This window comes from Nostoc sp. C110, from assembly GCF_043099725.1.
In the GTDB taxonomy this organism is placed as follows: domain Bacteria; phylum Cyanobacteriota; class Cyanobacteriia; order Cyanobacteriales; family Nostocaceae; genus Nostoc; species Nostoc muscorum_A.
On sequence record NZ_CP171148.1, the window covers coordinates 6,648,590 to 6,667,494 of the forward strand.

Sequence of the window (18,905 nt, forward strand, 5' to 3'; positions counted from 1 at the left end):
TCTTAAGATTAAAAGACTTGCCAGAGTCAAAAAAAATTAAGCTAGCTAACAAACAAATACAATTATGTCTACTGAACTTCAGTCTGAACTTATTCAAGCGGTTGAACTGCGCCGCAACTTTGCGATTATATCTCACCCCGATGCGGGTAAAACGACACTAACAGAAAAGTTACTCCTGTACGGGGGTGCAATTCACGAAGCTGGGGCGGTTAAGGCGCGACGGGCACAGCGTAAGGCTACCTCTGACTGGATGGCGATGGAGCAACAACGGGGTATTTCTATTACCTCTACGGTGTTGCAATTTGAATACCAGAAGTGTCAAATAAATTTATTAGACACTCCCGGACACCAAGATTTCAGTGAAGATACTTATCGCACCCTCGCCGCCGCCGATAATGCAGTGATGTTAATTGATGCGGCAAAAGGTTTGGAACCCCAAACCCGCAAATTATTTGAAGTGTGTAAGTTGCGCGGTATTCCAATTTTTACTTTTATCAATAAGCTCGATCGCCCCGGAAGAGAACCTCTGGAACTGTTGGATGAAATTGAGCAAGAATTGGGATTGCAAACCTATGCAGTCAACTGGCCGATTGGGATGGGCGATCGCTTTAAAGGTGTTTTTGACCGACACAAGCAACAAATACACCTCTTTGAACGCAGTGCCCACGGTAGCCGAGAAGCCCGTGATACGATAGTCGAATTAGGTGATCCGAGAATAGAAGAGAAGCTAGAACAAAGCCTGTACTACCAACTGAAAAATGATTTAGAACTGCTAGAAGGAGTTGGGCCAGAACTAGATTTGCAGTTGGTACACGAAGGCAAAATGACACCTGTGTTCTTTGGTAGTGCCATGACCAACTTTGGGGTAGAGTTATTCCTCAAGTATTTCCTCGAATATGCCCTCAAACCCGGTTCTCACTACAGCAGTGTAGGTGAAGTTGCCCCTACATACCCAGAATTTTCGGGATTTGTCTTTAAACTACAAGCAAATATGGACCCGAAACACCGCGATCGCGTCGCATTTATCCGGGTCTGTACTGGTAAGTTTGAAAAAGATATGATGGTGAATCACGCCCGCATTGGTAAACTCATCCGTCTATCTCGCCCGCAAAAACTCTTTGCCCAAGAGCGAGAATCGATTGATGTGGCTTATCCTGGCGATGTGATTGGTTTGAACAATCCCGGTGTTTTTGCGATCGGGGATACAATTTACACTGGACAAAAGCTCGAATATGAGGGGATTCCGTATTTTTCGCCGGAACTGTTTGCATCTCTGAGGAATCCCAACCCCTCGAAGTCTAAACAATTCCAAAAAGGCGTTGCGGAATTGCGCGAAGAAGGTGCTGTGCAAATTATGTATTCAACTGATGAAGCCAAGCGCGATCCAATTTTGGCGGCGGTGGGTCAGTTGCAATTTGAAGTAGTGCAGTTTCGCTTACAAAACGAGTATGGTGTAGAAACCATATTAGATTTATTGCCCTACAGTGTCGCCCGTTGGGTTGAGGGTGGTTGGGAAGCATTAGAAAAGGTGGGACGAATATTCAATACCACTACAGTTAAAGACAGTATGGGACGGCCAGTGTTGCTATTCCGCAATGAATGGAATTGTCAACAGTTACTGGGCGACCATCCAGAGTTAAAATTAAGCGCGATCGCTCCAGTATTTTCTAGTCAACAACCAGTGGAGGAATGAAGAAGAATACAGAATTCAGAATCCAGAATTCAGATGAAGATTCAACTGAATTCTGACTCCTGACTCCTGAATTCAATCTTTATCATTCACTTGACCAGCAAAACTCGGGCGCGGTTGAGTTCCACGGCATCCGAGGTTCGCGCTTTTGCACAAACGTGGATCACCTAGAAGAGATTGGAGTGCCAGAATTTGTATGCCTTCACATGCCAAACCGTCTTTGGAGGCTGGTTTAATTGCCCTCAAGCAGGGAAATTACCAAACAGCGATCGCTCAACTAGAACCTATTGCTAGCAGCCAAAATAATGGTACTGCTAGCTTACAAGCCCAGGTTGGTTTAGTGATGGCTTATGCTCGCACTGGCGAAGTTCCCAAAGCGATCGCTATTTCCCAGAATCTCATTGAGAGTAACAATCCGCAAGTTCAAGAGTGGGCAAAACGCGCTCTCGAACACCTGACAAAACGTAAGAAACGCGATCAAGAATCAAAAAATGTCGAAACTGGATTTGTAGCGTTTGATAACTCAACTCCAGATCCTCCTCCAGATTCTCCCCCAGTTACCCCTCAGGAAAATCCTACATTAGAGGAAAAGCCAAAAGACCAAGTAATAGAAACTAAGACCGACACCCCGCCGATGGTGCCACTACCTAGACTCAAAGCTACGGTAGCTACACCATTACCACCACCGGCTGCACCTTTAAACGGTTTCATGGGTTCTGTTACCCGCACCCAAGCTAAATTATTTGGTGTTATTTATTGGCGACAAGCACAACGCGCCAAAGCATGGCAACCTCTACGTAAACCGAAATTAATTCCCTTACGATTGCTAACAGCAGGAACGTTCATTGCCCTATTTTGGGTGATGCGAGAAATCCTCAAGTTCGCAATGGGATTCATCAACCTGACTCTAGTCAAACTACCTTATCTGGAGCCGTTGCAGCTTTTATACAGCAACCCTACTAAATTGTTGCTAATAGTATTGGTGATTTTGATCGGAGTATCACCTTGGTTACTGGATCTGCTACTGGCTAACTTATATGGTCAGCGAGAATTTCCCAAAGATGTATTGAATGCCCATAGCCGCGAAGCTGTGCGGGTGCTACAACGTTGTTGTCAACAGCGCCACTGGCCGTTACCCAAACTGCGGATTTTACCAATGGCTGCACCAATTATCCTGACCTACGGTAGTTTACCACGTAATGCCAGGATTGTTGTGAGTCAAGGGCTATTAGAGCAACTGGCAGATGATGAAATCGCGATTATTTACGCCACGCAGTTAGGGCACATTGCTCACTGGGATTTCTCTGTGATGTCTTTGTTGCTGCTGGTGACACTACCAATTTATAAGCTTTATCAGCAAATATCAGAGTTGGGAGACAAAATATCAGGGATTTGGCGCTGGCCGGTGACAATTGTGGCTAGTCTCGTTTATGGACTTTGGGGTTTGCTAACTGGGACTGGATTGTGGTTATCGCGGTTGCGGCTTTATTATAGCGATCGCGTCGCATCTGAAATCACCGGTAATCCCAACGCCCTGATTCGCGCTTTACTCAAAATTTCCATTGGCATTGCAGCTGATATTCAAAAAGAAGAACAGACCAGTTGGCAACTAGAAAGCTTAAATCTCTTGATACCAGTCGGCCATCAACAAAGCCTTTCTTTGGGCACCATTGCCAGCAATTTATCTTTTGAATCATTTTTGAAGTGGGATACTGCCAATCCATACCGCCAATGGTTTACGATTAATAATAGTCATTCTTTGATGGGCGATCGCATCGAACGCCTCTGCAAAATAGCCCGTCACTGGCATCTAGACACCGAACTACATTTTGCTAGCGAACCATCAAGGGTTAAGCGTCAGTCTTTCTTATTACAAATCGCTCCTTGGCTAGGAATTCCTTTAGGGTTTCTGTTTGCAGCTTTGGTCTGGCTAACCTGGCAACTAGCATTCGTACTCAAGTTTTTAAATCTAAAGTGGATATATGAAGATTGGTCTTTCATTACAGGCTGCCTTCTAATTGGCTTTAGCATCGGTACAGTAATGCGGATTAATTCTTTTTTCCCTGACATCAAATCCGCTACTGTGCAAACTGATGACTACCTACCCAACCTATTAGCTGACCCTTCTGCCTTACCTATTGATAGCGTCAGTGTGCGTCTGGTGGGTAAACTATTAGGTCGTCAAGGTACTAGCAACTCTCTAGCACAAGATTTAATCCTCCAATCCAGCACAGGCTTGGTGAAATTACACCACATTTCTTGGCTAGGACAGTCAGTGAATCACCAGGATCTCATCGGTCGGCAAATTATCGTCACAGGTTGGTTCCGGCGAGGAGCAACACCTTGGATCGATGTCCACACCTTAGAAACTCAAAGTGGTAAAACTATTCATAGCCCTCATCCCATCTGGTCTACTTTTTTGGCAGTTGCAGCACAGGCTTTGGGCGCATACGTTTTTCTGACTGGTTAGTCATTGGTCATTGGTCATTAGTCATTGGTTATTGGTTGTTTGCAAAGGACAAAGGACAACTGACAAATGACAAATCGGAATGTAAACAAAAGTTGCAGATTATCTTTCAAAGTGTTACATTTATTTACACAAACAATAGCAGCCGACATAACTCAGCACTACAGCTTAGTTATGAATTCGGATGCTTTTCCCCCCTCCATACCTTTTTATCCTCCCAACACAGCAGGAAATCAACCAGCCACCGGCTGGTTTTTGTTTCAAATTATGCTCCCTTGAATAAAAAAATGTGTTTTATGTTACGATCCAGTAATACTAACGTTAGAAATGTATGCGCTAAACTAGCTACGTAGAAAATACCGTGGTAATGTAAGGAATGGTATTTGATTCTGCGAAAAAGGCATGGAAGAAAGCGTGTACTTTAGCAGGCAATAGGCTATTAAATTTACAATTCTTAGAATTAAGGTGTTATTAGCTCACCATTGTGTGGGCCTTTGGATTAAACAAGCTTGATCCCGACGAAAAACTGTATTGTATAGGTTGACAGTTTCGAGCAAAAAATTGGTTGATGGCAGTCTTGGTCAATAGCATCTATTTAAATTAAAAGCCAAAGCCAAGTGATTGTTTTCTCGCCTTGCCATGTTCATTTAACTCTGGAGGTATAGTTCATGTCCGTTCGCCTATATATAGGTAATTTGCCTAAAGAAGAAATCGATCGTCAAGATTTGCAAGCAGTTTTTGCAGCAGAAGGTGAAGCTGTAACTACTAAATTAATTAAAGACCGCAAAACTGGCAAATGCCGTGGTTTCGGTTTTCTTACCGTCAACAATGACGAACAAGCTGACGAAATCATTGAAAAGTATAATGGTCAAATGTTTAAAGACACTGCCATTAAGCTAGAAAAGGCATTACCTCGGACAAAGGGTGAAGAGGGCGACGAACAAGCTCCTAAACCAGTTACTCTGGCTGGTAGTAGTACGCCCACTCCTACCGTTAATAGAGAAGGTAGAGAAGGTAGCCGTCGGGAGAAAAGCTCTAAAAAGCCCCGTCGTGGCGGCGGTGGCGGCGGTTCTCGCGACAACAGCACCACAACAACTACCGATTCAGACGCTATTCGTCCCGATCCTCGTTGGGCTTCGGAATTAGAAAAGCTGAAGCAGATGCTAGCTGCACAAACTACGAATTAATCCTTAAGGGAGAGAAATTAAAAATTAAAAGTCAGAATTTTTTTTGATTTTTAATTTTTAATTGTTGATTATCATCTGGCTGCTTAGTTACAAGCTACTTGCAGCTATTTTTGTAAGTGCATATCGATACAACTTATCTTGTATAGAGTTGCTGTTAAAGCCTGCTAATAAAAAAAATTAAGTTTTTGCGATTAGACGCATTAAAAAGGTAACTGAAGATAAGTGCGATGCCTACGGCGGGCTGCGCCCACGCAGGAATTATCTTGATTTGACAAGTTATAGTCGGTAATGGCTAGCTTCATACTGCCAATAAAATCAGAGGCGCGATTGCTCTAAAGATAATTTACACTCAAGGTAAGACCGATCATTTGCAGCTTCTGTTATGTCCTCAACTCTAGATTCTTTGCCACCTGCGCTTGCTAAAATTGTCCAGCGCTTTCAACGCGCTTCTGAACCGAAGCGGCGCTACGAACAGCTAATCTGGTATGCTCAGAAGCTCAATGAGTTCCCAGAAGCTGATAAATTACCCGAAAATAAAGTTCCTGGTTGCGTGTCTCAAGTTTATATTACGGCAGCCTTGAATGACGGTAAGGTTGTGTTTCAGGGCGAGTCTGATTCCCAGTTAACCAAAGGTTTAGTAGGGCTGCTAGTTGAAGGATTACAGGGACTAACGCCAACTGAAATTGTCCAACTTACCCCAGATTTTATTCAAGAAACAGGCTTAAACGTTAGTCTGACACCTTCCCGCGCTAATGGATTTTACAACATTTTTAAAACCATGCAAAAAAAAGCGTTGGAATGTAAGTTAGATTTGCCTAGCTAAACTTGGTTATTGGTCATTGGTCATTTGCAAAGGACAAAGGACAAATGACAAATAAATAAGGTACAACTACCAAAATTTAGTGTCATGTCAACCAATGTATTATCCACCTCTGCTGCTATTGGCTTTGGTGGAGTAGTTCAAGAATATCTCTGGAATTGGGAAAATCAGCAATTGCGTGTTGTTTATGAAACCCTTGGTAAAGGTTCACCGTTATTACTATTACCATCTTTCAGCAGTGTTTCGACTCGCTTGGAAGTAGGTGAACTTGCCAAATTACTAGCTCCCAATTTTCAAGTTGTAGCCATAGATTGGCCTGGATTTGGTGAATCTTCTCGCCCTAGCTTGAATTACCGACCGGAAATATATCAGCAATTTCTGGAAGATTTTGTCAAAGCTGTTTTTAATACTCCCATTACTGTAGTAGCGGCTGGTCATGCTGCTAGTTACGTTTTACAATTAGCTGTCAAGCAGGCTACTTTCTCAAAGATTGTGTTGTTAGCTCCTACTTGGCGTGGGCCTTTGCCGACAATGGGCGCAAGTCAGCAAATAGCTGGCATGGTGAGAGGATTGGTGCGATCGCCTATACTTGGTCAAGCTCTCTACAAACTCAACACTACCCAATCCTTCTTAAGTTTGATGTACCGTCGCCATGTCTTTACTGACGCGGCTAAAGTTACACCCAATTTCATTGAGAAGAAGTGGCACACAACTCAACAACCAGGAGCGCGATTTGCATCTGCTGCCTTTGTAACTGGTAATCTTGATGCTGTACACGAACAATCTGATTTTCTGGAACTTGTGCAGTCTTTAACCATACCGCTCATGGTAGTAATTGGAGAATCCAGCCCCCCTAAATCACGAGAAGAAATGAACGCTTTGGTAGCTTTACCAGGAGTGAGAAGTGTTGTTATTCCCGGTTCTCTGGGGCTACATGAAGAATACCCAGCAGTTGTTTTAGAAGTAGTTCGATATTTTTTGTTATCTCCATAAAATTAAATCTTTACATTGCACGTTGGTGCGAGACTAGGATTATAGAACTAGCCCTTTCGAGATGGGTAAAAATATTAGTCAATAAATTCTTTTAAACCCCAGAGGCGCAGAGGACACAGAGAGAAGCAAATGCAGTTCTCGCACTTTTTCTCTCTGCGCTCTCTGCGCCTCTGCGGTTCGTTAAAAAAATGACTTTGACAAAGAGAAATAACAGCAAGTTCGCACAAAAATATAAAAAGATTTATCATGGGCGATAATGATTATCCATAAGGTGAGACAAGAGGAATTTAGAGTATGGTGGCTGACGTAATCGACAATTCAGTTCCCGTTACTGTTCTTACAGGCTATTTGGGAGCAGGTAAAACGACTCTACTCAATCACATCCTCACCTACGAACACGGCAAAAAAGTTGCTGTGATTGTCAATGAATTTGGGGAAGTGGGTATTGATAATCAATTGATTATCGATGCAGATGAAGAAATTTTTGAAATGAATAATGGCTGTATATGTTGTACAGTGCGTGGCGATTTAATTCGCATCATTGGCAATTTGATGAAGCGGCGCGATAAATTTGACCATTTAGTAATTGAAACAACTGGATTAGCCGATCCTGCACCAGTGATTCAGACATTTTTTGTTGATGAAGATTTACAAAGCCAACTGTCTCTAGATGCGGTGGTGACAGTCGTAGATGCCAAGCATATATGGCAGCACTGGGATGCAGACGAAGCCCAAGAACAGATTGCTTTTGCCGATGTAATTTTACTTAATAAAACAGATTTAGTAGCACCAGAAGAGTTAGATGAATTAGAAAAACGGATTCGGGCGATGAATGCGATCGCAAAAATCTACCGCACCCAAAACTCTGAACTAGGAATGGATGCTTTGTTGGGTGTAAAAGCCTTTGATTTAGAACGCGCATTAGAAATTGATCCAGATTTCTTAGGCGAAGATGCCCATGTACACGATGAAACTGTCTATTCTGTGGCTTTAGTAGAAGCAGGTGCAGTTGATGGAGAAAAATTAAACACTTGGCTTTCAGAGTTACTGCGTACCCAAGGCCCCGATATTTTTCGGATGAAAGGCATTTTAAATATTGCTGGAGAAGATAATCGATTTGTATTCCAAGGGGTACACATGATATTTGATGGCAAACCCGATCGCCCCTGGAAACCCAGCGAAACCCCCAAAAACGAACTAGTCTTCATCGGTCGCAACCTTGATGCAGCAAAACTAAAGCAAGATTTTCTCGCTTGTCTAGCTTAAATAGGGAGTGGGGAGTAGGGTATTTACCATTTCCCATTCCCTATTCCCCATTCCCCATTCCCCTTTACAAATATGAACTCCACAACCAAATCAAAGGAATTTGAACAACACTATTCAGGAACACTTTCAGATTATGTAACTGCGATCGCTTGGTCGCCAAAAGTTAAAACTTTAGCAGCAACTTCCGCCGCCGGTGAAGTGGTTCTGTGGAATGATGGCGAACTCACAACTTTACAAGCTGGTAACGGTAAATCAGTAGACTGTCTCGCCTTTTCCCCAGATGGAAAATTTTTAGCTGTTGGTGGACAAGATGGACAAGTAAAAATTTGGCAGAATACTGAATTAATCGCCACCTTGGAAAATGCCCCCGCATGGGTTGACAAGCTAGCTTGGAACTACACCAGTAACCAACTAGCTTTTAGTTTGGGGCGTTACGTGCAAGTTTGGGATGCAGATACTCGTGAAATTGTCGTGACGCTGAATTTTGACAACTCTTCCGTATTGGGTATAGATTGGCGCATTGACGGACAATACTTAGCCATTAGTGGTTATAAGGGAGTCAAGATTTGGCATAGTCAAAACTGGGATGAAGAACCATACAGCTTAGATATGACTACTGTCAGTTTAGCTATGGCTTGGTCGCCCGATGGTAAATTCCTCGCTTCTGGCAATATGGATCGTAGTGTCACCGTTTTGGAATGGAACAACCCCGACCCTTGGGTGATGCGTGGTTTCCCTGGAAAAATTCGCCAATTGGCATGGTCAGAAGCTATGACCAAAGTGGGTGCGCCAATCCTGGCATCTTCCAGTGTTGAAGGTATTGTGGTGTGGGAGAAACTAGAGGATGATACTTTAGGTTGGGAAGCACGAGTATTAACAAATCATGTGGGTGTGATCAATGCGATCGCCTTTGCACCAAAAAGTTTCCTTCTCGCTTCTGCTGCTGCTGACGGCTGGTTGTGTTTGTGGAACCAAGCCAAGGAAGTATCTCAAATTATCACAGGTGTCTCAGGAGGTTTTTCGACCTTAGCTTGGCATCCCCAAGGCAAATTACTGGCCGCAGGCGGTGAGCAAGGCGAATTGGTTATTTGGTCAAAGGTTTTACGAGGTCAAGGATTTGGGCGCAGTTAAATAATACTCAGTAATTAAAGTTGAACCTCGACAATTTATTGGTTATGCTGTATCACCAAAGGTATTTTTGTGTAAATTATGAACATAGTGAAACTGATTTTACTTGCTTTTCCCGCATTTCTGGTATCCATGCTGCTGATAGTTAATCCAGTACACGCATCCAGCCTCAAATCTCTAGATGCTACACAAGTTGTTACTGTAGCATCTACACATCAAATTCCTGATCTGGCAACCCCGAACTTGATTCAAACATCCAATCCGATTATTGATCAAGTTGGTTGCAATTGTGCAAACTGTGTTCAGTCTAGATTCCAATCGCTACAAGGCAAGCTGCCATCAGTGGGTTTTTAATAAAGTTAAAAGTTATGAATCTTGTAGGGGCACAGCAATCCTGTGCCCTTATTAATTATTAATTAGCTTTTTGTACATAGCGATCGCAACTGCGGCATCATTATTTAATTAAGGTCATACCTTAAAAACCAAGTAGGAAAGTATTTAGGTGAATCCCTAAATACAGAGAAACCTGCTGGTAAGCTAGTGAAGTTGGTGCGAACGCGAACAGTATGCCGTAGGCGATCGCAATCTGCACCCAAGCTGTTAAGCTCTTGTTCAAAGAGCTAGTCCGGGGATTAGAAAACTTGCTAGAGTGAACAGAGTTAGCCTTAATGTCTAATCGCCAAAACCTATACATCTCATGGATTTTGCTAATATTGCATCCCAGTTAAACGCTGGAACGATTTTGCCAGAGGGGATTGTTATTCTCACCCTCTTAGGGGTTTTGATTGTTGATTTGATTTTGGGGCGTACATCCGCGCGCTGGATTGGATATCTAGCGATCGCAGGTTTATTTGCTTCCATTGTCGCCCTATATTTTCAATGGGACAATCCTAATCCCATCTCTTTTACCGGTGGCTTTAATGGTGATGACCTGAGTATCGTCTTTCGCGGCATCATTGCCTTGTCTGCGGCTGTGACTATACTGATGTCAATTCGCTACGTCGATCAAAGCGGCACTCCTTTAGCCGAATTCATCGCTATTTTGCTGAGTGCTACTTTAGGAGGGATGTTTTTATCCGGGGCTAGTGAGTTGGTGATGATTTTCATCTCCCTAGAAACCCTGAGTATTTCCTCTTACTTGCTGACAGGTTATACCAAGCGTGACCCCCGATCCAATGAAGCGGCACTGAAATACTTGTTAATTGGAGCTTCCAGTACAGCAGTATTTTTGTACGGTGTATCGCTGCTGTATGGATTATCTGGAGGACAAACTGAATTAAGTGCGATCGCTAATGGCATTGCCACAGCGAAACTGGGACAATCTTTAGGTTTAGTGATTGCCCTGGTTTTTGCGATCGCAGGTATTGGCTTTAAAATCTCCGCTGCACCCTTCCACCAGTGGACACCAGACGTTTACGAAGGCGCTCCCACCCCAGTCATCGCCTTTTTATCTGTTGGTTCCAAAGCAGCTGGGTTTGCCCTAGCCATCCGCTTGCTGACAACAGCCTTCCCTCTTGTTGCAGACGAGTGGAGATTTGTCTTCACTGCTCTAGCCGTTCTCAGCATGATTTTGGGTAACGTAGTCGCCCTAGCCCAAACCAGCATGAAACGAATGCTAGCTTATTCATCCATTGCCCAAGCAGGGTTTGTGATGATTGGCTTGATTGCTGGCACACAAGCCGGGTATGCCAGTATGATATTTTACCTACTGGTTTACTTGTTCATGAACCTGTGCGGCTTTACCTGCATCATCCTGTTCTCACTGCGGACAGGAACTGACCAGATTGCCGAATACTCCGGCTTATATCAAAAAGACCCACTCCTAACATTGGGGTTGAGTATTGCCCTGCTTTCCTTGGGTGGTATTCCACCATTAGCTGGGTTTTTCGGTAAGATTTACTTATTCTGGGCTGGTTGGCAAGCAGGACTTTATTGGCTAGTCTTGCTGGGCTTAGTTACCACTGTCGTCTCTATCTACTACTACATTCGCGTAGTTAAGATGATGGTAGTCAAAGAACCCCATGAAATGTCCGACGCGGTAAAGAATTATCCGCAAGTACGTTGGGATTTGCCTGGACTAAGACCTTTGCAAGTCGGGTTGGTAATAACATTAATTGCCACTTCCCTAGCAGGGATTTTGTCAAATCCACTGTTTACATTGGCTAACAATTCCATCTCCAATACCCCATTTTTGCAAGCAACAATCAACAGTCATGTAGAAGCACAAAATCTGCTGCTTTTGCCAAAGTTAGATTCGGTTAGTCAGTCTCAACCCTCAGTTGATTCTATCGCTAAGATTTAACCGATTCTCAATATAACTTTGTACTCTAAGACACGCCTGTTTGCTAATTAGCAGACAGGCATTTTTCGTATCTATTAATACTAATTCCGCATGAAGATATACTTATAGGACTTATGCAAAAGAATGTCACTAGAAGTGTTTTATGTAAGTCCTAAAATTTTATGAGACTTAGTTAACAGGTATCTTGATAACAAATTCTGCACCTTTTCCTGGAACAGAAAAACAGCTCAGTTGTCCGCCATGTTTTTCAACTATAATTTGATAGCTTACAGATAGCCCTAGTCCTGTGCCTTTACCCACGGTTTTAGTAGTGAAAAACGGATCAAATACCTTTGAGTGAACTTGTTCATCTATTCCTAAACCATTATCAGCAATACTAACCGCAATCCATTTTTCATTGATTACCTCAGTTTTGATTTGAATTTGAGGATTATTATTTGTCAGCTTTTGATTGTCAGTTGTTTGTGAATTGACCGCTAGCGCCTCAAGTGCATCGATCGCATTAGCAAGAATATTCATAAACACTTGATTAAGTTGACCAGGATAGCAAGTTACATTAGGTAGCTGACTATATTTTTTAATGACTTTGATTTGTGGGTACTCATGCCTAGCTTGCAGTCGATGCTCCAAAATCATTAAAGCACTATCAATTCCTTCATGTATATTGACTTGTTTAAGCTCTGCTTCATCTAGTCTCGAAAAATTACGTAGTGATTTAACAATTTCCTGAATTCTCTCTGTTCCCACTGTCATTGACTGGAAGAGTTTAGTTATATCTTTAATCAGAAAATTTAAGTCTATTTCTTCTAGTTTCTGTTGAATTTCTGGAGGAGTATTTGGACAAACTTGTTGATAAATTTGCACCAATTTCAGTAAATCATGAGTGTATTTCTGGGCGTGGTGGAGGTTCCCATGAATAAAACTGACAGGGTTATTTATTTCATGAGCAATACCAGCAACCATCTGACCTAAACTAGACATTTTCTCAGCTTGGATAAGCTGAGTTTGGGTCAGTTGTAGTTCGTTTAGTGTTTCTTGTAAATCAGTTGTACGTTCCTCAACCCGAATTTCTAACTCTTGATTAGCTTTTTTGAGTGCTTCCTCCGCTTGTTTACGTCTCTGAACTTCTTTTGCTAACTCATCGATTTTCTGGTTTAGGAGAACAAAATTACTGCTGGCTAAAGTTCTATTTTCTAAGCGTAAGAGAATTAAAGCTGAAGATTCAGGAGACCAAGGTTGAATAACGGCTCCTTGGCTACGACATATTAACGTTTGTCCATCATTCTTTCGTAAAGTCAAGGAGCCAATAACCATTGCTCTACTACTTGAACAAGCTTGCAGGTACTTTACAACATCGTCAGTAGCCTGAGTTACAAGTTCAATAAGCATTTTTCCCCGCAGTTCTTGACGACGTAACCCCAGCATATCTGCTACTGGTTGATTGGTCGCTAACAACTGACCTTCTCCACTGACCAGGAGTAAAGGTTCTGGTAAAACTCTGGCAAATTCAAGAAATTGTTCAGGAGTCATGGGGCTTCCAATTTCAGGGTTCGATTCTAATTTACATATCTGCACTCAAGCTTGTATCCTACGGTTAGTTTAGTGATGAAGAGTTTATACAGATTCTAGTCCCCTGAAGTATTCTCGACCTTCTGCATCTTCTGCCTCTTCTGTAAATTTTAAGTAAACAATAACTTTGCATCCAGAAGCACCCTGTGCTATTGTCTCTTGCAATTCTACTTTCGCATATCCCAGATTATTAGCTGCGATCGTCCCAAAGACGTTTGAAGTCATCATACACATGACAGGGCGATTAAGCACTTTTTCCCCAAATGGGCAGACGCGGTTGCCAAAGACAATTTTTTCATCATCCTGCTCAACAACATAAAAATCGCCCTGAATGCGTTTTTTTAAATCAATCAAGACATCAGCGACCTGCTTACGAGAGAGTTTGGAGACTTCCAGAGCAGATTTGTAATCTTGGTCAAGCTGCGTAGCCATCCTTTCACCAACTACGCTAATAAATCCAGAAGCTTCTTCTAAGCCAACTACATCCTGCAAAGTGCCAGATAATTCTCTGATGAGTGTACGTAAAAATATATCGCGTTCTAAAGAAAGATTAAGCGTAGCTATGGAATGATTAAGTGCATTGGTCATAAATTTTAAGCATACAATTTGGGAACTACAGTTATAGAGTTCCCCAAAATGACCATAAAGTAACTGCTTGATAACTTTCTTTAGAAGATTTGGTGCTTGCTTGTGTTTATAATAAATTGTGATCGCTATCACAATTTATTCGGTCACGATCACCTGATTCTACATTGAACATTTATTTTAACTAATATTAATTTGAATAATTGATAGACTCCTCCAAGGAAACTGACACATTGCTGAAGAACTTCTTCAACTGCTGATAGAGAATCTGGATTGTTACCGTGACCTACTACTGTTTTAAACATAAAAGTTCCGATAACAGCACTTAGTATGATTAGGAAATGGGAAGTTTAATAATAAATTCTGAACCGTTTCCTAGTGCTGAATTTACCTCCAGGGTTCCTCCATGTTTTTCGACAACAATATGGCGAGCAATTGATAATCCTAATCCTGTGCCTTGACCCACAGACTTAGTGGTGAATAAATGGTCAAATATTTTTTCCTGGACATCAGCCGACATCCCTACCCCATTATCTTTAATCCGAATTAAAATATGGTTATTGTCTTCGGTAAGAGTGGTCTGAATCAGAATTTCATTAGGATTTGCTTCAATTTCAATATAAGTTCGTCCTATATTAGACTCCTCCAAAGCATCAATAGCATTAGCTAATAAATTCATAAATACCTGATTTAACTGTCCGATAAAGCATTCTAAATCTGGCAAAATATCGTAACTTTTAACTATTTTAATATCGGGTCGAGCCTCGGATGCTTTTAAGCGGTGTTTGAGAATCATAATTGTACTGTCGATGCCATCATGAATGTTGCAAAAAACTTTGCGATCGCTATCTGCACGAGAGAAAATTCTCAGACTAGTACTAATATTACGAATGCGCTGTATACCCTCTTTCATTGAAGAAATTAAGTTAGGTAGATCAGAAAGTATATACTTCAAATCTATCCCTGCAATTTCCTCTTGAATTTCTGGTACTGGATTAGGATAGTGTTGCTGATAGAGGTTAATAATATTAACCATGTCTTGGAAATATACTGAAGCATGTCCGAGATTGCCATGAATGAAACCAACTGGATTATTAATTTCATGAGCAACTCCTGCTACTAATTGGCCAAGAGCAGACATTTTTTCTGTCTGTACAAGCTGAAGTTGAGACTCTTGTAGGTCTTTTAATGCCCTAGACAAAGCTGCTGTCCTTTCTGCAACTCGTTTCTCTAAAGTTTTTGTGAGATTTCGTAATTGGAGATGGGTTTTAATTCTAGCGAGTAACTCTTCTTCATGAAAGGGTTTAGTAATATAATCAACTGCACCTATACTTAGACCCTTCACCTTACTATTAGTATCCGAGTTAGCTGTCATAAAAATTACTGGAATATCACAAGTAACTGAATTTTCTTTCAGCTTTTGACAGGTTTCGAATCCATCTATTCCTGGCATCATTACATCTAATAGAATTAAGTCAGGCAGTTTATCTTCAGCCTGTTGAACTGCCCTCTTCCCATCATTTTCTGTAACAACTTTAAAACCAACATTCGTTAATATATCAAAGACAATTTCTAAGTTTGTAGTCGTATCATCCACTACTAAAATTAAACTATCTTCTGGGAGATTAAGCATTTGTAGATATGGCTTGTAATTCATGTATTTAAATTAAGTTAACTCCTTATTTATTGTTTACTATTGCCTGCGATCGCAGCTAAGTCACATATATTTTGCAGACTGACTGGCAAATTTATCCTCTGACAACCATATAGTTCCCAAAAACTCTGATAACAGCAACATTCTCACGCTAAATTGCTCTATGCAACTACGCGAGCGATCGCTCCAACATGGCCATCAACTACAAATCTGCACTTTCACTAGAGTCGCAGCTCCTCTTTCATGAAGACGATCGCTCTAAAATTAGTCATTATTACCCTTGTCTTTTTATAGATGTAGTGCTAGTGTTACATTGTTGATGCCCATCAGTTAACTTTTTCAGTTAGTCAAGCATATTTCTCATAAAGAGACACAGAAGTGGCTACTTTTATTTTTTAATGAAAGTATCTAGATAACTGTTGAAATATTTATATGTGTGTACACACTACTATTTAGTGGCGTAAATGAAACTTGTGCGTTTTAAAATATAAATTTTTTAAAAGTTTTCAAAAGCTCTTTAAAGAATAATATTGAGCTACTGTCTGTGTGGTAGGGCGACCAAATTTTTAGGTACTTTAAACTAATACATTGTTATGAATCAATTAGTTTATACTGGTTTGTACTGTCCATTTTTATCTCATATCAATGAGCATGTTGATGTTTTAGAAGAGTATGCTCTTGAATGGATAACTCGCTTTAACTTACTGGCAAATGAATCAGTTTATCAACGCTTCACAAAGTCAAATTTTTTCAAGCTAGTAGCAGGTGCTTATCCTTACTGCGATCTAGAAAGAATAAAGATTGCTAGTGACTTGTTCAGTTGGCTGTTTATTTGGGATGACCAATGCGATATGTCAGATTTAGGACAAAAACCTGAAGTACTCAAGCTTTTTCACAAGAGATTTATTGAAGTATTAAATGGAGCAGAACTTAAAAGCAATGACATACATCTTAGCTATGCTTTAAGTAACCTCCGACAACGGATGCTCCAAATAGGGAGCATAAAATGGTTCCATCACTTTGTTTGTAGCTTTGAGGAATACTTTGCCGGATGTGTAGAGGAAGCAAGTAACCGCGCACAGGAAATTATACCGGATATTGATACTTATATCAGAATACGGAACTTCAGTTCAGCTGGCGATCTTACCGTAGTACTGATTGAATTTTGCGATCAATTGTTGATTCCTGATATTTTACGACAGCACGACATCTTCAAAAAACTCAAGGAGAAGACAATTAATATTCTTGCCTGGTGTAATGATATCTTTTCGTATGCTAGAGAAATGGCAAGTGGTGATGTTCACAATCTAGTATTAGTATTGCACTATCAACAGCAAATACCTCTAGAATTAGCGATTAAGCGTGCAATCGAAATCCACGATCGAGAGGTACAAGAACTAATTAAATTACAAGCATCTTTGCCCTCTTTTGGAGAAGAATTAGATGCTGAACTCGCAAAATACATATCAGGAATGTACGCCTGGATACGCGGAAATCTCGATTGGTACTTTAATTCAGCTCGCTATCAAACTGTAGAAAGGCTGGAGTTAGTAGAAACTTTGGAGCTAGATAAACCTCAAAGCAATACGAAAGTTTTATTACCATCCTGAAAAAATACCATTTCAGTTAATATTTTTCACAATGCTCTCAATAATTTTTTTTTAAAGCGTAGTTGGGAGCATGTGAAATTTTACTGCTTCAAAGTTAATCAATATTAATCCAAAATCAACGATAAAAAGTAACACAATTTCAGTATGAAAAATAAAATCCAACTACCTAATCCACTCAAAACTCCCTCCTTACTCCAGAAAATCCAGTGGGTTGCAAACCCTGTTAGTTTTATGGAAAATGCAGCTCAACAATATCCCGATATTTTTACTGCTGAGGTAATTGGTTTTGGGGATACTGTGGTTTTCGTGAACCATCCTCAAGCAATTAAGGAAATTTTCACTAACGATAGGAAGAAGTTTATATTCGTTGGTGAAGGGAACAGAGTTTTTGAACCCTTAGCCGGGGAATATTCACTCCTAATGCTGAACGGTGAACGCCATAAACGTCGGCGACAACTCATAATGCCTTCTTTTCATGGCGAAAGGATGCGAGCCTATGGTTCTTTGATCTCTAATTTGACTGAACAAGTTTTGAGTCAGTTACCACTAAATAAGCCCTTTTTAGCTCGTACTGCAATGCAGGAGATTTCTCTGCAAATTATTTTGCAGGCTATCTTTGGCTTGCATGAAGGAGGATATTATCACGAAATCAAGCGCTTAATGACGTTGCTTCTGGATCTCTTTGGCTCACCCTTGACTTCTAGCTTTCTCTTTTTCCCCTTTCTACAACAAGATTTAGGAGCTTGGAGTCCTTGGGGATGGTTTCTGCGTCAACGGCAACAAATTTATGAATTGCTTTACGCTGAAATTGCTCAACGTCGGGAGCAACCCAATCCAGATCGCGTGGATATCTTATCGTTGCTGATGTCAGCACGAGATGAAGCGGGTAACCCCATGACAGATCAAGAGCTGCGCGATGATTTAATGACGCTGATTATAGCAGGACATGAAACAGTGGCAACAGCAATGGCTTGGGGATTGTATTGGATTCATCATTTACCGGAAGTCCAAGAGAAATTGCTTCAGGAACTTGATTCTCTCGGTGATTCCCCAGATCCTATGAGGATCTTCCAACTGCCTTATCTCACGGCTGTTTGTAATGAAACTTTGCGAATTCACCCTGTTACGATGTTTGCGTTCCCCAGGCTAGTCCAAGAACCCTGTGAACTACTAGGACATCCTTTAGCTTCTGGAACATTACTGCTTCCCAGTATTTACCTGACTCATCAGCGTGAGGATTTATATCCCCAACCTCAGCAATTTAAACCAGAACGCTTTTTAGAACACGAATTTTCTACCTATGAATTCTTGCCCTTTGGTGGTGGAGTCCGTCGCTGTATAGGTGAAGCTTTGGCTATGTTTGAAATGAAGTTAGTATTAGCAAAAGTCCTGTCAGGCTATCAACTCAATCTAGTTGGTAAGCGCCAAGAGCGTCCTCAACGTCGAGGTTTTGCACTTGCCCCTGCTAATGGTGTCAAGATGGTAGTTACAGGAAGACGTGTGCGTGAAGAGCCTCTAGTGAATATGACAACTACACCCGTCTTTTAGCGAGCTGTCAGGGCTATTTTAATGAATATATAGCAATCCGAATTCAAACTTGAGAAAATATTGAGATTAAAAGTACGTATCTTAAA

16 protein-coding genes are annotated in these 18,905 nt (G+C 41.2%); 12 read left to right on the forward strand and 4 right to left on the reverse strand.

Going from position 1 to position 18,905, the window contains the following annotated elements; genetic code table 11:
* Window positions 1–64: 64 nt before the first annotated feature.
* From prfC to ACFFRD_RS33680, 9 genes are all read left to right on the forward strand, one after another.
* A complete protein-coding gene (gene prfC, locus ACFFRD_RS33640) occupies window positions 65–1,693 on the forward strand; it encodes a peptide chain release factor 3 (RefSeq protein ID WP_012410201.1) in 1,629 nt (542 codons plus the stop codon).
* A gap of 193 nt (window positions 1,694–1,886) precedes the next feature.
* Window positions 1,887–4,160: a M48 family metalloprotease gene (locus tag ACFFRD_RS33645; protein WP_392480171.1), complete on the forward strand. Its 2,274-nt coding sequence runs from the start codon at window positions 1,887–1,889 to the stop codon at window positions 4,158–4,160.
* A 66-nt stretch (window positions 4,161–4,226) separates the two neighbouring features.
* Window positions 4,227–4,436, forward strand: coding sequence for a hypothetical protein (locus tag ACFFRD_RS33650; RefSeq protein WP_392480173.1), 210 nt, complete (start codon window positions 4,227–4,229; stop codon window positions 4,434–4,436).
* A 389-nt stretch (window positions 4,437–4,825) separates the two neighbouring features.
* A complete protein-coding gene (locus ACFFRD_RS33655) occupies window positions 4,826–5,344 on the forward strand; it encodes an RNA-binding protein (RefSeq protein WP_179074053.1) in 519 nt (172 codons plus the stop codon).
* 382 nt (window positions 5,345–5,726) lie between these two features.
* Window positions 5,727–6,167: a SufE family protein gene (locus tag ACFFRD_RS33660; protein WP_392480175.1), complete on the forward strand. Its 441-nt coding sequence runs from the start codon at window positions 5,727–5,729 to the stop codon at window positions 6,165–6,167.
* 84 nt (window positions 6,168–6,251) lie between these two features.
* Window positions 6,252–7,157: an alpha/beta fold hydrolase gene (locus tag ACFFRD_RS33665; RefSeq protein ID WP_392480177.1), complete on the forward strand. Its 906-nt coding sequence runs from the start codon at window positions 6,252–6,254 to the stop codon at window positions 7,155–7,157.
* Between the two features lie 294 nt (window positions 7,158–7,451).
* Complete coding sequence (locus ACFFRD_RS33670) at window positions 7,452–8,423, forward strand: GTP-binding protein (protein WP_114081175.1); 972 nt, start codon at window positions 7,452–7,454, stop codon at window positions 8,421–8,423.
* A gap of 72 nt (window positions 8,424–8,495) precedes the next feature.
* The gene (locus ACFFRD_RS33675) at window positions 8,496–9,554 is read left to right on the forward strand and encodes a WD40 repeat domain-containing protein (RefSeq protein ID WP_392480180.1); all 1,059 of its coding nucleotides are present in this window, start codon (window positions 8,496–8,498) and stop codon (window positions 9,552–9,554) included.
* Between the two features lie 78 nt (window positions 9,555–9,632).
* On the forward strand, window positions 9,633–9,905 hold the full coding sequence (locus ACFFRD_RS33680) for a hypothetical protein (protein ID WP_392480182.1): 273 nt from the start codon (window positions 9,633–9,635) through the stop codon (window positions 9,903–9,905).
* Between the two features lie 121 nt (window positions 9,906–10,026).
* On the opposite strand, the gene ACFFRD_RS33685 is transcribed toward ACFFRD_RS33680, so the two are convergent.
* The gene (locus ACFFRD_RS33685; protein WP_392480184.1) at window positions 10,027–10,245 is read right to left on the reverse strand and encodes a hypothetical protein; all 219 of its coding nucleotides are present in this window, start codon (window positions 10,243–10,245) and stop codon (window positions 10,027–10,029) included.
* Between the two features lie 3 nt (window positions 10,246–10,248).
* On the opposite strand from ACFFRD_RS33685, the gene ACFFRD_RS33690 reads away from it, so the two are divergent.
* Complete coding sequence (locus tag ACFFRD_RS33690; protein ID WP_190961384.1) at window positions 10,249–11,853, forward strand: NAD(P)H-quinone oxidoreductase subunit N; 1,605 nt, start codon at window positions 10,249–10,251, stop codon at window positions 11,851–11,853.
* Between the two features lie 168 nt (window positions 11,854–12,021).
* Here ACFFRD_RS33690 and ACFFRD_RS33695 read toward each other — a convergent pair whose 3' ends face one another.
* The 3 genes from ACFFRD_RS33695 to ACFFRD_RS33705 form a co-directional block, all read right to left on the reverse strand.
* A complete protein-coding gene (locus ACFFRD_RS33695) occupies window positions 12,022–13,383 on the reverse strand; it encodes an ATP-binding protein (RefSeq protein WP_392480187.1) in 1,362 nt (453 codons plus the stop codon).
* An 84-nt stretch (window positions 13,384–13,467) separates the two neighbouring features.
* The gene (locus tag ACFFRD_RS33700; RefSeq protein ID WP_392480189.1) at window positions 13,468–14,010 is read right to left on the reverse strand and encodes a methanogen output domain 1-containing protein; all 543 of its coding nucleotides are present in this window, start codon (window positions 14,008–14,010) and stop codon (window positions 13,468–13,470) included.
* Between the two features lie 331 nt (window positions 14,011–14,341).
* Window positions 14,342–15,664: a response regulator gene (locus tag ACFFRD_RS33705; protein ID WP_392480191.1), complete on the reverse strand. Its 1,323-nt coding sequence runs from the start codon at window positions 15,662–15,664 to the stop codon at window positions 14,342–14,344.
* 590 nt (window positions 15,665–16,254) lie between these two features.
* On the opposite strand from ACFFRD_RS33705, the gene ACFFRD_RS33710 reads away from it, so the two are divergent.
* Both ACFFRD_RS33710 and ACFFRD_RS33715 read left to right on the forward strand, forming a co-directional pair.
* Window positions 16,255–17,271 (forward strand): terpene synthase, encoded by a 1,017-nt coding sequence (locus ACFFRD_RS33710; RefSeq protein WP_392480192.1) that lies wholly within the window; start codon window positions 16,255–16,257, stop codon window positions 17,269–17,271.
* Between the two features lie 156 nt (window positions 17,272–17,427).
* Window positions 17,428–18,819: a cytochrome P450 gene (locus ACFFRD_RS33715; RefSeq protein WP_163930101.1), complete on the forward strand. Its 1,392-nt coding sequence runs from the start codon at window positions 17,428–17,430 to the stop codon at window positions 18,817–18,819.
* Window positions 18,820–18,905: the final 86 nt, after the last annotated feature.

What these genes read in the sequence shown, in the direction of transcription:
- prfC (WP_012410201.1), top strand. Translation starts at nt 65, where the DNA reads ATGTCTACTGAACTTCAGTCTGAACTTATTCAAGCGGTTGAACTGCGC.
- ACFFRD_RS33645 (WP_392480171.1), top strand. Translation starts at nt 1,887, where the DNA reads ATGCCTTCACATGCCAAACCGTCTTTGGAGGCTGGTTTAATTGCCCTC.
- ACFFRD_RS33650 (WP_392480173.1), top strand. Translation starts at nt 4,227, where the DNA reads ATGACAAATCGGAATGTAAACAAAAGTTGCAGATTATCTTTCAAAGTG.
- ACFFRD_RS33655 (WP_179074053.1), top strand. Translation starts at nt 4,826, where the DNA reads ATGTCCGTTCGCCTATATATAGGTAATTTGCCTAAAGAAGAAATCGAT.
- ACFFRD_RS33660 (WP_392480175.1), top strand. Translation starts at nt 5,727, where the DNA reads ATGTCCTCAACTCTAGATTCTTTGCCACCTGCGCTTGCTAAAATTGTC.
- ACFFRD_RS33665 (WP_392480177.1), top strand. Translation starts at nt 6,252, where the DNA reads ATGTCAACCAATGTATTATCCACCTCTGCTGCTATTGGCTTTGGTGGA.
- ACFFRD_RS33670 (WP_114081175.1), top strand. Translation starts at nt 7,452, where the DNA reads ATGGTGGCTGACGTAATCGACAATTCAGTTCCCGTTACTGTTCTTACA.
- ACFFRD_RS33675 (WP_392480180.1), top strand. Translation starts at nt 8,496, where the DNA reads ATGAACTCCACAACCAAATCAAAGGAATTTGAACAACACTATTCAGGA.
- ACFFRD_RS33680 (WP_392480182.1), top strand. Translation starts at nt 9,633, where the DNA reads ATGAACATAGTGAAACTGATTTTACTTGCTTTTCCCGCATTTCTGGTA.
- ACFFRD_RS33685 (WP_392480184.1), bottom strand. Translation starts at nt 10,245, where the DNA reads ATGTATAGGTTTTGGCGATTAGACATTAAGGCTAACTCTGTTCACTCT.
- ACFFRD_RS33690 (WP_190961384.1), top strand. Translation starts at nt 10,249, where the DNA reads ATGGATTTTGCTAATATTGCATCCCAGTTAAACGCTGGAACGATTTTG.
- ACFFRD_RS33695 (WP_392480187.1), bottom strand. Translation starts at nt 13,383, where the DNA reads ATGACTCCTGAACAATTTCTTGAATTTGCCAGAGTTTTACCAGAACCT.
- ACFFRD_RS33700 (WP_392480189.1), bottom strand. Translation starts at nt 14,010, where the DNA reads ATGACCAATGCACTTAATCATTCCATAGCTACGCTTAATCTTTCTTTA.
- ACFFRD_RS33705 (WP_392480191.1), bottom strand. Translation starts at nt 15,664, where the DNA reads ATGAATTACAAGCCATATCTACAAATGCTTAATCTCCCAGAAGATAGT.
- ACFFRD_RS33710 (WP_392480192.1), top strand. Translation starts at nt 16,255, where the DNA reads ATGAATCAATTAGTTTATACTGGTTTGTACTGTCCATTTTTATCTCAT.